Source organism: Chryseobacterium sp. C-71, from assembly GCF_020911865.1.
Classification (GTDB): Bacteria; Bacteroidota; Bacteroidia; order Flavobacteriales; family Weeksellaceae; genus Chryseobacterium.
Map to the genome: position 1 here is coordinate 920,589 of NZ_CP087131.1, position 14,608 is coordinate 935,196.

A 14,608-nucleotide genomic window follows, 5' to 3' on the forward strand; every position below is an offset into this window, starting at 1 on the left:
GCTATGCCTGAAGGTCCAACAATTGTTCTGATGAAAGAAGATCTGCAAAAATTTGTAGGTGAAAAGGTTATTGATGTTACTGGAAGTGAAGTTCCAAAAAATTCCAAAATCAAAGGCGAAATTTTAAGAGAGATTAAAACTTTTGGAAAACAAACGTTTCTAATTTTTGATACCATTATTTTTAAAGTTCATTTGATGATGTTCGGTTCTTATAGTTTATATAAAAGAAAAGATATTGACACGCTTCGATTAGGATTGACTTTTAAAGATGGCGGAATGTATTTTTATACCTGCGTGGTAAAAGTCGTTGATGAAAGTTTTCTGTTAAAAATTGATTGGGAAGCCGATATCATGAGTGACAAATGGAATCCCGAAAAAACTGAAAAGACCTTAAGAGAAGCTCCTAAAATGATGATTTGTGATGCGTTGATGAATCAGGATATATTTTCTGGAGTTGGGAACATTATTAAAAATGAAGCATTATTCAGAGTTGGCATTCATCCGGAAAGTCTGATTGGAAATTTACCTCCGAAAAAGTTAAAAGAAATCATCGCCGAAGCAAGAAACTATGGTTTTGATTTTAAAAAATGGAAAAAAGCCAATGTTCTCAGCAAGCATTTCCAAATTTATCATCAGAAAAACTGTCCGGTTTGTGGCGCAGAAGTCATTAAAAAAGATACAGGGAAAAGTAAACGAACAAGTTTCTTCTGCGGGAAAGATCAGAAGTTATATTAATCTCACTTGGTTGAAAATCCAAAAATTTGACTATTAAATTTTATTCATCTGTATCAATTAGAGCATCCTAAATGATGCTCTAATTTTTATTATGCTGAGCATTTTTATCTTATTGTGATTATCAAGTCTTAAACACACAATACGAATATATTAACAAATTCACATTATTTTGCGAATAAAATAATTTATTTTATAGAAAATTTACACTTAAAATTTAAAATTAGTCAATTAACATCTAGTCAAAAATAGCTTAATAATCCCGTAACAACCTGACATACATCATAGTATTTGTATTGCCTATACAATTTGAAAGCCGTAATATTGCATTACAGAATTCGCAATAAATATTAAAATAAATAAAAATTCAAAAATTATGATCGCAATTATCGGATTAACAACATGTGCAGTACTAGTTTCATCTTACATCGCAACTGTAAAGAAGGAAAACAACTAATCAGGATTAAATTAACCTGCCTATTTAACAAATTTATCAGTTAGTATTATTTATGTTTGCAGTCTCAATGACTGCCCGCTGTTTTACTCAACCGGAGTAAAGCAGCGCAAAAAAACATAACAAAATGATTACAGAACTCGAGCAACTTCAAAATTCAGTTTTTTCCAAGCTCAACTTAATCATTTCCCATCTACAGCCAGATTCTGAATGTGAAGAATATTTTGGTCACAGTTTCCAATTAAACCAATTCAGCATTAAATTCAGAAAGGCTAAAATCACTCCTAAGAAAATCGGACAATTTGTGACTTTATGGAAAAGAGATCCTGAAAGCAAACAAACCGAACCTTTCACTTGCGAAGATCCTTTTGATTTCTATATTATCTTTTGTGATTACAATGAGAAATCCGGATTTTTCTTTTTCCCCAAAAATATTTTGGCTCAAAAACAGATTCTCACTACTCTTTCTAAAGATGGAAAACGAGGTTTCAGAGTTTATCCAACTTGGGATTCTCCTGAAAACAAACAAGCAACGAAAACTCAGGATTGGCAAAAACATTTCTTTATTAATTTTTCAAATGAAAACTTAATTGAAGATTTCAAATCATCTATGCAATAATTCTAATTAATTGATTGACTTTCATTTATTTAATAAGATAAATTTAAATTCCAAGGACTTTAGTAAACGTTAATTTTTTGTTAAATTCAAACCAATCATATTTTTAGTTAGGAATCCTAACTATATTTGCAGTAGAAATTATTCTAAACAATTAAAATTTATCAAATGAAAAAATCAGTTTTTTATCATGCAGGTTGTCCGGTCTGTGTAAGTGCAGAACATGACATCATTAGTTTAATCGGTCAAGAAAATGTAGAAATTGTCCATCTTGGCGATAACAAGGAAAGAATTGCAGAAGCAGATCAAGCGGGTGTAAAATCTGTTCCGGCTTTGGTAACTCCTAATGGAAATGTTCTTCACATCAACTTTGGTGCTTCCATGGATGAAGTAAAAGGTTAAAAAAAAATTTGCTTCACATAGTTAGGACTACTACCTTTGTGAAGCATTTTTATTTCTTATTTAAAACAATAATTAAATTTTAATAAATATGCAGGTAGCAGTTTGGGACACGTATGTCAATAAAAAAGACGGAACAGTAATGCACTTCGATATCATTGCTCCAAAAGAAATAACCTCAGCAGATGTAATCTACGGATACGGAAAAGATTATTTAAAAGGAAAAGGACAGGAAAATCAGGAACTTTCTTCTAAGGAATGCAGTTTCTGCCATATAGAAACACTTCTCCCACAATGGGAAACCGAGATTAATGAAAAAGGCTACACCATTATAGAAATGGAAAATTGTAATGTATAAATGAACGAATCAGATTTTAATTTAAAGCATCAAAACCAAAGCACGGAAAGCAAAATCGTGGCTTCCTTAGAAAGGATTTCGCAGGCTTTCCGTGTTTTGCTTTGGCAGGAAAGTAAAGAACATGCTTTGAGCCCGATTCAGGTGCAGGTTTTGATTTTTCTTTTGAATCACAGCGATGAAAAAAGAAAAGTAAGTTATCTGGCTGATGAATTTAACATGACAAAAGCCACCATCAGCGAAACCGTAAAATCACTCGAACAAAAAAATCTGATTACCAAAGAATACGAGCCTCACGACACCCGAAGCTACATTATTCATCTTACCCAGAAAGGAAAGGAAATTGCCGATAAAACATCTTATTTTACCAGGCAAATGAGCATTCCGCTGCAGAATTTAGATGAAGAAACCAAAGACAATCTTTTGGAAAGTCTGTTTGGAATGATTAATCATCTTAATAAATCAGGAGTGATTACGATTCAGAGAATGTGTACAACCTGCGCCTATTTCCGGCCATCATCTGAGGGGAAAGAGCCTGTTTGTGGTTTACTGCAAAAGGTTTTGTACGCCGAAGACCTCAGAATCGACTGCCCCGAACATCAAATGAAAGCTTAAATTTAAATCTATACTATGAATCTGTACAATCTTATTATTCAAGACAAAGAAGAAGTGACGCTCAATGATGTTTTCCTTGAACCAAAAAATAAGGAACAGTTTGTACAGCTCATCAAAGAGCAAACCTACGCCAAAGAACTGCAGGAATACGGACTTTCCGTCAACAATAAAATCCTTCTCGAAGGCAGTTCAGGCTGCGGAAAAACCATGACGGCAAAAGCAATTGCAAATGCTTTAGGGAAAAATATTATCATCCTCAACCTCAGCAATATCGTCTCCTCAAGAATCGGAGAAACTTCGCAAAACATTAAAATGATTTTTGATAAAGCAGCAAGAGAACGCTCAGTTCTTTTCCTTGATGAACTCGATCAGATCGGGAAAGCTCGTGGCAGTGACGATAAAGATGTTGGCGAAATGAGAAGATTGGTAAATACTTTAATCCAGCTGATTGATTATTATCCCGAAAATGCATTGTTACTTTGCGCCACCAATCACGCTGAAATCATTGATACTGCGATTATCAGACGTTTTCAACTGAAAATAAAATACGAAATGCCTTCACAAGAATTTCTTGATTCTTTTTACGACAGTCTTCTTGCAAAATTCCCTGAAGATGTAAGGAATATTGAAAGGAAATATGAAATTTCATTTGCTGAAGCCAAGGACTATGCTTTTACTGTTATAAAATCAGTTTTGATTAATAAATTGGAAGCTAAACACAAAGTCTAAAATGAAAGAAGATATTCTCCACAACTTAGAAATCATCAACAACAGAATAAAAAACGCCTGTGAAAAAGCTGGTCGAAACGTTGATGAAGTGAAATTGTTACTGGCAACCAAAACTGTTTCGGCAGAAAGAATAAAAATAGCTTTAGAAAACGGACAGACTTTAATTGCCGAAAATAAAGTCCAGGAACTGAAAGAAAAGCATAAAGATTTAAAAAGTTTTCCGCACGAAAATCACTTTATAGGGCATCTTCAAACCAATAAAATCATAGATATTTTAAAGTATGATGTGAGGTGTCTGCAATCTCTCGATCGCTTTGAGCTCGCCATGAAACTTCATCAAAAACTTTCAGCAGAAGGAAAAACGATGGATGTTTTAATTCAGGTAAATACGTCTGATGAAGAAAGTAAATTTGGAATTCATCCGGATTCCGCCATTGATTTGATTGAAAAAGTTTCTAAATTTCATACTTTAAAAATCAAAGGTCTCATGACGATCGGACTTTTCAGTGTAGAAACCGAAAACGTAAGACAGTGTTTTAAAATCCTGAAAAATTTACAAGAGGAAATCATTCAGCAAAACATTGCCAATGTAGAAATGAAAGAACTATCCATGGGAATGAGCAGCGATCTGGAAACCGCAATTGAAGAAGGTTCTACGATTGTGAGAGTGGGAACAGCGGTTTTCGGAGCGAGAATTTATCCGGATTCTTATTATTGGGATGAAGGGAAAATAAAAAAATAATTTTAAATTTATTGTCAACACATTGTAGTATTTTCACAACCCAAAATAAGTTTAATTGAAATGAATGAGATACTAAATTTAATTGACGATGAATTATTTCACCAAAATATTGATGCAGAAATTACTTCAGATAAAATTGAGTGGAAAGATAATTTCGGCGCAGAAAACGAAATTATAATAAATTTTTGTGACAGATATTTAGATAATCTTGCTTGGTGGAAATTTAACAGTGCAGGCAAAGATCTGGTAATGTTCACACAAGATAATTTTCTCGTGTCATGGCAACCACCACTTAATAATATGGGAATGTCTCTCGGCTGTAAATATTTAAAATTTCACAAAAACATACTTGTTGTTGCTTATCAGGATAAACATTATCAAAGACTTTACAGTTTGAATACAAAAGATCTGAAAGCTACCGAATTATATTTGTGTAGAAAACTTCATGTTGCTTTAATTGATAATATACTCTTCATTAAAGATGATGAAAAGAGTGCCTATTTATCAATCAATCTTGATTCAGATTTAAGTGTAAAAACATTTCATGACGAAGCATTTTTTAAATTAAATGGAATTGATATTTAATTTAAAATTCTATCCCAATCAGAAGAAATAATAATGATAACAAAACTGATTCATACGATAGACCAAATCGTAAAATTTGGATTAGAGCCAAACTTAATAATCACTAAAAATGAAAGAGATCTGTCCTTGGAAAAATCTCTGATAACTATTTACAGTTTATACTTTGACATTAACTATGAACATGACAATACTGATTATTCAGAATACAATGAACACAAATATGCTGATATAAGAAAGAATGTTGAAAGTAATTTTCCAGACTTTGGTTTTTACAACATTGCTCTTGATCTTATGGATACTTGTGCAAAAGATAACACTGCAATCGGTGATGCAATAGACGATTTATCAGATATTATCCTTGATCTATTACAAATAAAATGGAGAATAGAAAACAACAGCTCTGATGACGGACTTTGGTATTTTCAGTTTATTTTTTCTGGTCACATCCAGCAGCATATTATCGATTTATTAAACTATTTAAAACAGAGAAAATAACAAGCCAGCACAAACTTACAAGTTTCTACTTACTACTCATCCATTCTCCTTCCCCATCCTCCCCAAAATCATCTCCCGCAATCTCTTCATTCGCATCACCCTAATTTCCCAGCGCAGAAATCACAGGAATCAGCATCTTCCCAAAATCGGTAAAAAAATACTCAACTTTTGGCGGAACCTGTGCGTATTTTAAAAAATTAAGTATCTAACATTCATCTAGATTTTATGAGACAAATTTCTGATTTCAACCAATAAAATAGTACGATAGATCGCTTAAGTGATCCGATGACCGCTTCAACCGTTTAGAAACAGCAGTCAAGTATTCAATTGAAGCAATCAATCGTTTCTAAGAGGCAATCAAATACAATTTATTATATTTCAACACCTTACAGGCATTTTAGAAAAATTAGCAGATTTAACAAACAAGATGATGAAGACTGCAAACAAAGTTTCCAACACAAAAAACAACACGTAATTTCAAACTGACACGAATCAGAAAAACAAAAGGATTAGATTCATAAGGTTAATAAAACCACCCCGTCAAAATTCTTTGAATTTTTGCCACCTCTCCTTTGGAGGGGAGTCATAATTCAATCTAAACATTGCAAAAATTTCAAGCCGTAATTAATTCCCCTCCTCCGGAGGGGTGGATTTTTCCGAAAGGAAAAAGACGGGGTGGTTTTAAAAGCGTAAAACAGAAAAAAAATCCTTTCAAATAAATGAAAGGATCTTCTAATGTAATATGAAATAAACTAAGTGTGCTCTTATTTTTTACTGAACAATAATTTTAAAGTTGCTGTTCAGATTATCCCCTGAAACATTCAGAATATAATTTCCTGATACTTTTCTGCCACCCATATTCAGGTTAAAAGTTCCGTTTCCGTTGGCATTCAACTTTTCTTTGATAATCACCTTTCCGGTCATGTCCATTACGGTTGCCGTTAAGCTTGATTTTTTATATTCAGGAAGTTTAATGAATAACTGATCTTTCACAGGATTCGGATATACACTTCCAACATTTTTGCTGATGCTGAATTCTGAGTTAGCTAAAACCGCCTGATTGTACAAAGCAGAAATTTCCGTTGGAGATAAGGCGTAATTGTACATTTTCAATTCATCGAATGCACCTCTATAAGGAGCCGAAGCATTGGTGGTAGCCTGAAACTCGAGTTCACCAATATTTCCAATGATGAAATCACTCGCTTCACCAATTCCACCTACGGCAGTTTCGTCGGTTTCTACCATGAATATGCCATTTCTGTAAATTCGGATCTTATGTGCCGTGATATCTCTCTGAAGAACCACGTGCAGCCACGTTCCGTTGAAATAATTCGCTATCGGAGATGTAATTTCCTTTTTCGTTACATCATCATCAATCGCAAAACGCAGCTGGCCACCTTTCATTTCTACATTGAAACGTTTTCCTGTTGCACCTGTTGCCGTATTTTTGGTAATCGAACCTTTGCACAATACATAAAGACTCGTTGCCGAAGACGATGGAATCATACTTGCCGGAGCTTTCATCCAGTAAGAAACGGTAAATGAATTCGTATTAAACAAAATCTGATCCTGATGCGGAATACTCGCTATATAAGGAGTGTTCGGCGAAGTCGCCAAATCTAAGGCATAGTTTTCTTTTCCCGGAACTCTTACATTCCCATTATCGTAAGCAACATTTAAAGTTCCGTTGTTGGCATACGTTGTAACATCTGCAATTTGCTCACCTGATGACGGTATTTCTGAGAATGGCCAGTTTCCGACAAGACTCGGCGTCAGCGCACGGAAACTCCAGACATCTCCCGTTACAGAGCCCAATGCATTAGAAGAATCAATTCTCCAGTAATAATTGGTTGCTGTATTTAAATTGGTCAACTGATATGATGGTGTCGCAGAATAAGGTACGGTTGCCACATTCGTTAAATTTTGAGGGTCTGTTCCAAAATGAACGGTGTAAGTAGTGGTATTGGTACTGCCTGTCCATTTTAACAATAAATTTCCGTTCGTCAACTGTACATCATTAAACCCGTTTGCTGGTGTTGGAGTGGTTGCTTTTGTAGGAGCTGATGGAACTGGTGGTGTAGTGATTGACGCATTCGCTGTATAGACAGAAGAATCAGTAGCATTGGTCGCTTTTACTCTGTAATAATACTGAGTATTCGGTGTTAAACTTATTTCATTGTAGCTTGTGGTATTCGCAGGCAATGTAGCAATAACTGTAAATGCAGTACCATTTAATGAACGTTCTAATACATAATTGGTTTCATTCGTTGCATTATCACTCCAATTTACAGTTAAAGAACTAGTAGCTGGAGTTCCCGATGTCAAAGCATTCGTAAAATTCACCCCTGATGGTGGGATAACAAAATCCGGAGCAGGTGTATTAGGTAAACCGTTAATGTAAACCTCAATATTCAGATAAGGAGCATTTGTTGTGCTTACGTTTAATGCATCTGCAACATTTGGATTCAATCCGTTTGCAGTTTCCCATGCATCGGGCATCCCATCATTGTCGGTATCTAAAGGAGCCGGAGCACCATAAATATGGCCTGCACCGCCATTGGTAAAACCAAATTGAGTGGTTAAATCAGTCTGTACATACACATACGCAGCAGTTGTTCCTTTCGATTGCAGATCTGAAATCATCAGACCATCCACCTGATCACGTTTCGGATAAGATGCTCCCACGCCTGCAATGATATTATCAAATGCACCCTGAGCCGTCAATACAGGGTTCTTCATCGGATAATCGTACGAAGTTGGCTGTATTGCATTGATGTCTCCCACAGGATATCCCGTCAGATCCTGTGGAACTAAAGCTCCATCTAAAACACCATTTTTATTATTATCAAAGTAATTTCCGGAACCGTATAAATTAAAATTGGCATTACCAACACTGAAAGGTGTAGTTACTGCGCTGTTGGTATTAGGACCTCCGATAAAATAATTGTTAATGATGTTTACATATGAAGCACCTGCAGAATCTCCACCCATAATGTACGCTTCACCAGACTGAGTGTGTCCGTACGTGTTTCCATAATTCCCCCAGTTGTAAACGACATTGTTTACAAACTCGTTGATTCCTTTTACCTTATTATTTCGGGTTTTATTACAGATATATAAATTCCCTATTAAACTGATTTTTCCTCCGGCAGACGGTTGCATCAAACCTCCCGCAGAATGATTGTGACGATGTAATCCCTGTCCGATAATTGAATTTTGAATGGTAATATTATCAGGACTCGTACCATTATTATCCCAATTGATGGAGAAAACCTCATCTGTTCCCCAGGTAAACGTCATGTGATCCAGAATGATATTCGCCCCGTTGGAAATTCCAGATGCATCCTGATTTTGCGACGTTCCGCCATAACGGATACGCATATATCTTGCAATGGTATTACTCGATCCTGAAAAAGAAACTCTCGGTCCTAAAAACAAAATCCCTTCTCCCGGAGCGGTTTGTCCTGCAATCGTTGTATTGGCAGCAACAGCAACTACAGATTGTAAATTAACAATCCCTCCCACTTTAAAGATGACAAATCTTCCCGGCTGGCTCACCGCATCACGGAAAGAGCCTGCACCGCTATCATTTAAATTCGTAACTAAATAAATTTGAGGATTGGCTGCACCTCTTGCTCCGGTGGTATATCTACCAAAACCGGTAGCTTCAGGAAATGCTAATGTCTGAGCATCTAAGCCAGCAGCGGATAAGGTCAATCCACACAACAGCAAAGATTTTAAAGCTTGCTTAATGAGTAAAGTTTTCTTGTTCATGTAATATTAATTTTGTGTTAACCAAGCTAAAAACAAACTCAAATATGAGCATCCTGTCCCATCCTGCCACTTCCTAAAAATCAAACATTTACAATCATAATCATCTTTTTCGCACTACTTAAATAAACTTCAACATACTGAAAATCATAAAATAAAAGAGTATAAGATTTCCCGTTTTTTAAACTTAAAACTTCAAATTCTGTTTTTCATAATTATTTGAGATTGAATGAAGAATTGTTTTTCAATCGATATGTTTTCAATTTCAGAGATGATATTTTGATTCGATTGATGTACGGAAATATTGTTACTAGAAAAAATAAATCTCATAAGTATTTATTCTCTGGCTTTGTTATTGCGTTACGAAAAATATGACAATTTAAATTTAAGATTTGCCTTTAAAAGTGATCTGATAATTTAAATAAAGTATAAAATCACTAAAAATATTATTATGCAGTTTATTGAATTTAAAAAAGAACATTTCATTCATGACGAAAAAAACAATAACTATTTCCTTGAAATTCCAAAAGACGAAATAGGTTTTGGAGATGTTAAGTTACAAAAGAAACAAGATGATGGTACTCTTGCCGAAATTGATGCTGAAATCATCGATGATCTTATAAAAATCAAAATTATTCTAGAAAATCCGCAAGATATAAGAGTGAATTTTTAATTTTAAAAGTGAATTCACACAAGCACAAAATATAACCATGAAAAATAATCACAAGTTTTTTAAGATCGTTTTTGGTGTGTTGCTTCTGCCTTTTGTATGTTACGGTCAGCAAGAATTGCATCAAAATTATTCGCTTTTCAATCCTGTTCCTCGAACGATGGTGAGAGAAATGGAAACCGACAGACCAGATGTAACCGAATCTCCTTATACAGTAGATGCGGGACATTTTCAATATGAAACCGACTTTGTGAGATTGATAAAAGAAAAATCTGAGATGCAGAAAACCAACACTTTATTGATCAATCAGGCAAACATAAAGATCGGACTTACAAAAAATACTGCAATACAAATAGGTTTTCAGACCTATGGAAGACAAAAAGAAACAGATTTTGCTTCTGGAAGTACAGAAACAACGCATGGTTTTGGTGATATGACTCTGAGAATTAAACAAAATTTAATCGGAAATGATCATGGAAATTTTGCTTTAGCATTATTACCTTACATTAAATTTCCAACTTCAAAATATGATGAAAACAGTCGTTTTGAAGGAGGTTTGATTGTACCAATGCAATATAAACTACCAGGAGAATGGAATTTAGGTTTTCAGGTGGAAGTTGACAGATTAAAAGATCAGGATCAACCAGCCATGCACACAGAATTTCTACAAACATTGACACTCAGTCATCAATTAATAAAAAATGTTGATGGAATCGTAGAAACTTATTATACTTACGATTTTAAAGCTCATCAATTCTCCAATTTTTTAAATGCAGCTGTTCAAATGGAAGTTGTAAAAGACTTAAAGTTTGATGCAGGAATTAATTATGGACTTCAACATGATGCGGAAAAACAATTCTTTATTGGCGCATCCTATCGCCTCTAAAGCAAAAAGTAAAAACATCCCTGAATGGAGAAGTTAAAAGCAAAAAAATCCCTCTCAAAAATGAAAGGGATTAATTATATCTAAAAAACTTTTAATTACATATAAGCTTCAATCGGCTCACAAGTACAAACTAAGTTTCTGTCTCCGTAAGCTTCATCAACTCTTGCAACAGTAGCAAAGAATTTGTGATCTCTTACCCAATGTAACGGATAAGCTGCTTTTTCTCTGCTGTAAGGTTTATCCCAAGAATCAGAAATTACCAATTGCTCAGTGTGAGGAGCGTTTTTCAACACGTTGTTTGCCTGATCTGCCTCACCATTAGCAATCTCATCTATCTCTTGTTTGATAGCAATTAATGCTTCTGCAAAACGATCGATTTCAGATTTGCTTTCAGATTCTGTAGGCTCAATCATCAATGTTCCTGCAACCGGGAAAGAAACCGTAGGTGCGTGGAAACCGTAATCCATCAATCTTTTTGCAACATCTGCCACTTCAATTCCTAAAGATTTGAACTGACGGAAATCTACGATACACTCGTGTGCTACTCTACCTTCTGTATTTGAATATAAAATAGGGAAATGTTCCGCTAAGATTTCTTTTAAATAGTTGGCATTTAAAATGGCGTGTTCGGTTGCTTTTTTCAAACCTGAAGTTCCCAACATTTTGATGTAAGCGTAAGAAATATTTAAGATCAATCCAGAACCATAAGGCGCTGCAGAAATTCCTTCGATTGCTTCTTTTGAACCTACTTTAATGTTGGCATTGGTTGGCAAGAAAGGAACCAAATGTTTTGCAACACAGATTGGTCCAACACCAGGGCCTCCACCTCCGTGAGGAATAGCAAAAGTTTTGTGAAGATTAAGGTGACAAACGTCTGCTCCAATGTTTCCAGGACTTGTATATCCTACCTGAGCGTTCATGTTGGCACCGTCCATATAAACCTGTCCGCCATGATCGTGAACCAACTGAGTAATTTCTTTAATGTTGGCATCAAAGAATCCGTAAGTTGACGGATAAGTGATCATTACACAAGAAAGGTTTTCAGAATGCTGTTCAGTCTTTGCTTTGAAGTCTTCGAAATCAATTTCTCCGCTTTCAAGGTTTTTAACGACAACAATCTTCATTCCTGCCATTGCTGCAGAAGCTGGGTTTGTTCCATGTGCAGACTGAGGAATCAACACTACATTTCGGTGACCTTCGCCTCTTGAAATGTGATACTCTCTGATCACCATCAATCCTGCATATTCTCCCTGTGCACCAGAGTTTGGCTGAAGAGAAGTTCCTGCAAAACCTGTGATTTCAGAAAGATCTTTCTCTAATTCTTTGATCATTTCCTGATAACCTGCTGCCTGATTTACCGGTACAAATGGGTGAACAGCTCCCCAATTATCCCAAGACAGGGGCAACATTTGAGTTGCAGCGTTCAGTTTCATTGTACAAGAACCCAAAGAAATCATCGAATGAGTTAATGATAAATCTTTTCTTTCAAGACGTTTGATGTAACGCATCAATTCAGTCTCTGTATGGTATTTGTTGAATACTTCTTCCGTCAAAATCTCATCTTTTCTAAGATTTTCTTCAGGAATGCTGTATCCTTCTTTTATTTCTAATTTAAAAGTCTGCTTGTCTTTAAACTGAGCGAAAGAAGCCATCAAAACATTCAGTTTTTCCAACGTTGTACTTTCGTTGATCGCAATGCTGATTACCCCTTCTGTGAAATAGTTTAAATTTAACTTGTGATCAAGCATCATTCTCATCAATCTTGCTTTCTCGTCTTCAGCCATTATGATTTTTACAGTGTCAAAGATTGGCTCTTCAACCGTCTGATAACCTAAAGCTTTCAATCCACCTTTTAAAGCATTTGCTTTGAAATGAATTTGGTCAGCGATATAGTTTAATCCTTTTGGACCATGATAAACAGCATACATTCCTGCCATAACCGCTAAAAGAACCTGAGCAGTACAGATGTTTGAAGTTGCTCTTTCTCTTTTGATGTGCTGCTCTCTTGTTTGCAAAGCCATTCTCAATGCACGTTTTCCGTACATATCCTGAGAAACCCCGATGATTCTTCCCGGTATATCTCTTTTGTAATCTTCTTTACAAGAGAAAAATGCTGCGTGAGGACCACCATAACCTAAAGGAATACCAAATCTCTGTGAAGTACCTACGGCACAGTCAGCGCCCATTGATGCAGGAGATTTCAATTTAACCAAAGCCATCGGATCACAAGCTACAACAACCTGTAAGTCTAATTTTTTATATTCAACAATATCTTCAGTATAGTCTAAAACGATTCCGTTTTTACCAGGATATTGTAGTAAAACTCCATAGTAAGATTCGTCGAACTGGTGAGTTTTGTGGTCACCTTCTACGATTTCAATTTCTAAACCTTCAGCTTTTGTTTTTAACACAGAAACTGTTTGAGGTAAAACCAAATCAGAGATAAAGAACTTATTAGCTCCTGCTTTTTTCTGATCTTTCGTTCTGTTGTTGAAGAACATGTGCATCGCTTCTGCAGCTGCCGTAGACTCATCCAACAAAGATGCATTTGCCAAAGCAAAACCTGTCAAATCGCACACAACAGTCTGATAATTGAGCAAAGCTTCTAATCTTCCCTGAGCGATTTCCGCCTGATAAGGCGTGTAAGCTGTGTACCAGCTTGGGTTTTCAAAGATATTTCTCTGAATCGCCGACGGCAACAAGGTGTTGTGATATCCAAAACCGATATAGCTTGTATAATCAGTATTTTTCGATGCCAATTCTTTCGAATGATTCAGCATTTCATACTCGGAAAGTGGTTCTGAAATGTTCAGATCATTTTCTAAACGGATAGATGATGGAATGGTTTGAGAAATCAATTCTTCGATACTTGAAACGCCAACTTTTTCCAACATTGCCTGCTTATCGGCTTCGTTTAGGGAAATGTGACGGCTCACAAACTGCTCTGTATTCATTTTTATATATTAGATTTTGTTTGAAAAAAAAGATTCGTAAAATTACGATTTTTAAAATGATTTCGCAACCTAAGTAGCTGATAGTAATTAGCTTTTTGCTATTGGCTTTATAATTAGTGCTTTGAATCTTATCAATGTGTGATTACAAGTAGTAAAGTGGAATTTATTTAAATCTTCTATCGGGATGATTTGGGTTTAAAATTTCTTGATCATAATTGCTTATTTGAACACTAAGGACACTGAGATTTTTTTACTACTAAATGCTTTAAGTTTCACGAAGGCGTTTCACTTATAAAAGCTCACGAAGTTTTTCGTATTGAAATGATAGAAGGATTAATTATAAATCCATAATAAATCTTTATAAACTCTTTGCTAATCAGTATTTAAAGAAAATTTAAATTTTATTAATTATATTTATTCTAAATTAATATATTTGCAATATGAATAACATCACTCCATTTAAAGTTCCGCCATTGACTCCGGTATTTTCTTTCAAAAATGAAGAAATGTTCTGTGGCGACAAAAAATCTTGCTGTAAAAAATTCAAAAAAGGGAAACGTTGTAAAAAATGCCCGGGAAATAAGAAGCTGGCGTAGTTAGTTAGT

General features: G+C 35.1%; 15 protein-coding genes. 12 read left to right on the plus strand and 3 right to left on the minus strand.

What is annotated here, in order from left to right; genetic code table 11:
• Positions 1–3: 3 nt before the first annotated feature.
• The 9 genes from LNP04_RS04085 to LNP04_RS04125 all read left to right on the plus strand — a co-directional run bounded on the left by LNP04_RS04085 (position 4) and on the right by LNP04_RS04125 (position 5,722).
• Positions 4–735, plus strand: a complete 732-nt coding sequence (locus LNP04_RS04085) for a DNA-formamidopyrimidine glycosylase family protein (protein WP_229985302.1) — start codon at positions 4–6, stop codon at positions 733–735.
• Between the two features lie 578 nt (positions 736–1,313).
• On the plus strand, positions 1,314–1,805 hold the full coding sequence (locus tag LNP04_RS04090) for a MepB family protein (RefSeq protein ID WP_229985303.1): 492 nt from the start codon (positions 1,314–1,316) through the stop codon (positions 1,803–1,805).
• A gap of 165 nt (positions 1,806–1,970) precedes the next feature.
• Positions 1,971–2,204: a thioredoxin family protein gene (locus LNP04_RS04095; protein ID WP_229985304.1), complete on the plus strand. Its 234-nt coding sequence runs from the start codon at positions 1,971–1,973 to the stop codon at positions 2,202–2,204.
• An 88-nt stretch (positions 2,205–2,292) separates the two neighbouring features.
• Positions 2,293–2,559: a DUF2024 family protein gene (locus LNP04_RS04100; protein WP_229985305.1), complete on the plus strand. Its 267-nt coding sequence runs from the start codon at positions 2,293–2,295 to the stop codon at positions 2,557–2,559.
• On the plus strand, positions 2,560–3,171 hold the full coding sequence (locus tag LNP04_RS04105; RefSeq protein ID WP_229985306.1) for a MarR family winged helix-turn-helix transcriptional regulator: 612 nt from the start codon (positions 2,560–2,562) through the stop codon (positions 3,169–3,171).
• 15 nt (positions 3,172–3,186) lie between these two features.
• Positions 3,187–3,900: an AAA family ATPase gene (locus LNP04_RS04110; protein WP_229985307.1), complete on the plus strand. Its 714-nt coding sequence runs from the start codon at positions 3,187–3,189 to the stop codon at positions 3,898–3,900.
• Between the two features lies 1 nt (position 3,901).
• Positions 3,902–4,642 carry a YggS family pyridoxal phosphate-dependent enzyme gene (locus LNP04_RS04115; protein WP_229985308.1) on the plus strand — a complete coding sequence of 247 codons (741 nt, stop codon included), beginning with the start codon at positions 3,902–3,904 and terminating at the stop codon, positions 4,640–4,642.
• Positions 4,643–4,702: 60 nt separating this feature from the next.
• Complete coding sequence (locus LNP04_RS04120; RefSeq protein ID WP_229985309.1) at positions 4,703–5,227, plus strand: hypothetical protein; 525 nt, start codon at positions 4,703–4,705, stop codon at positions 5,225–5,227.
• Positions 5,228–5,260: 33 nt separating this feature from the next.
• Positions 5,261–5,722 (plus strand): DUF5063 domain-containing protein, encoded by a 462-nt coding sequence (locus LNP04_RS04125; protein ID WP_229985310.1) that lies wholly within the window; start codon positions 5,261–5,263, stop codon positions 5,720–5,722.
• 100 nt (positions 5,723–5,822) lie between these two features.
• Here the strand turns inward: LNP04_RS04125 and LNP04_RS19550 are convergent, their stop codons facing one another.
• Together LNP04_RS19550 and LNP04_RS04135 are read right to left on the minus strand one after the other, a co-directional pair.
• Complete coding sequence (locus tag LNP04_RS19550; RefSeq protein ID WP_229986270.1) at positions 5,823–5,927, minus strand: winged helix-turn-helix transcriptional regulator; 105 nt, start codon at positions 5,925–5,927, stop codon at positions 5,823–5,825.
• Positions 5,928–6,493: 566 nt separating this feature from the next.
• The gene (locus LNP04_RS04135) at positions 6,494–9,496 is read right to left on the minus strand and encodes a LamG-like jellyroll fold domain-containing protein (RefSeq protein WP_229985311.1); all 3,003 of its coding nucleotides are present in this window, start codon (positions 9,494–9,496) and stop codon (positions 6,494–6,496) included.
• A 448-nt stretch (positions 9,497–9,944) separates the two neighbouring features.
• Here LNP04_RS04135 and LNP04_RS04140 point away from each other — a divergent pair, with 448 nt between their 5' ends.
• Positions 9,945–10,166 (plus strand): hypothetical protein, encoded by a 222-nt coding sequence (locus LNP04_RS04140; protein WP_229985312.1) that lies wholly within the window; start codon positions 9,945–9,947, stop codon positions 10,164–10,166.
• A 37-nt stretch (positions 10,167–10,203) separates the two neighbouring features.
• Positions 10,204–11,049 carry a transporter gene (locus LNP04_RS04145; RefSeq protein ID WP_229985313.1) on the plus strand — a complete coding sequence of 282 codons (846 nt, stop codon included), beginning with the start codon at positions 10,204–10,206 and terminating at the stop codon, positions 11,047–11,049.
• A 95-nt stretch (positions 11,050–11,144) separates the two neighbouring features.
• Here LNP04_RS04145 and gcvP read toward each other — a convergent pair whose 3' ends face one another.
• Entirely contained in the window at positions 11,145–14,003 is a 2,859-nt protein-coding gene (gene gcvP, locus LNP04_RS04150; RefSeq protein ID WP_229985314.1) for an aminomethyl-transferring glycine dehydrogenase, read from the minus strand.
• 440 nt (positions 14,004–14,443) lie between these two features.
• Here gcvP and LNP04_RS04155 point away from each other — a divergent pair, with 440 nt between their 5' ends.
• Positions 14,444–14,599, plus strand: a complete 156-nt coding sequence (locus LNP04_RS04155) for a hypothetical protein (RefSeq protein WP_229985315.1) — start codon at positions 14,444–14,446, stop codon at positions 14,597–14,599.
• Positions 14,600–14,608: the final 9 nt, after the last annotated feature.

Coding starts and splice junctions, on each gene's coding strand:
- LNP04_RS04140 (WP_229985312.1), top strand. CDS start 9,945: ATGCAGTTTATTGAATTTAAAAAAGAACATTTCATTCATGACGAAAAA.
- gcvP (WP_229985314.1), bottom strand. CDS start 14,003: ATGAATACAGAGCAGTTTGTGAGCCGTCACATTTCCCTAAACGAAGCC.
- LNP04_RS04120 (WP_229985309.1), top strand. CDS start 4,703: ATGAATGAGATACTAAATTTAATTGACGATGAATTATTTCACCAAAAT.
- LNP04_RS04115 (WP_229985308.1), top strand. CDS start 3,902: ATGAAAGAAGATATTCTCCACAACTTAGAAATCATCAACAACAGAATA.
- LNP04_RS04155 (WP_229985315.1), top strand. CDS start 14,444: ATGAATAACATCACTCCATTTAAAGTTCCGCCATTGACTCCGGTATTT.
- LNP04_RS04105 (WP_229985306.1), top strand. CDS start 2,560: ATGAACGAATCAGATTTTAATTTAAAGCATCAAAACCAAAGCACGGAA.
- LNP04_RS04100 (WP_229985305.1), top strand. CDS start 2,293: ATGCAGGTAGCAGTTTGGGACACGTATGTCAATAAAAAAGACGGAACA.
- LNP04_RS04135 (WP_229985311.1), bottom strand. CDS start 9,496: ATGAACAAGAAAACTTTACTCATTAAGCAAGCTTTAAAATCTTTGCTG.
- LNP04_RS04145 (WP_229985313.1), top strand. CDS start 10,204: ATGAAAAATAATCACAAGTTTTTTAAGATCGTTTTTGGTGTGTTGCTT.
- LNP04_RS04090 (WP_229985303.1), top strand. CDS start 1,314: ATGATTACAGAACTCGAGCAACTTCAAAATTCAGTTTTTTCCAAGCTC.
- LNP04_RS04085 (WP_229985302.1), top strand. CDS start 4: ATGCCTGAAGGTCCAACAATTGTTCTGATGAAAGAAGATCTGCAAAAA.
- LNP04_RS04125 (WP_229985310.1), top strand. CDS start 5,261: ATGATAACAAAACTGATTCATACGATAGACCAAATCGTAAAATTTGGA.
- LNP04_RS04095 (WP_229985304.1), top strand. CDS start 1,971: ATGAAAAAATCAGTTTTTTATCATGCAGGTTGTCCGGTCTGTGTAAGT.
- LNP04_RS04110 (WP_229985307.1), top strand. CDS start 3,187: ATGAATCTGTACAATCTTATTATTCAAGACAAAGAAGAAGTGACGCTC.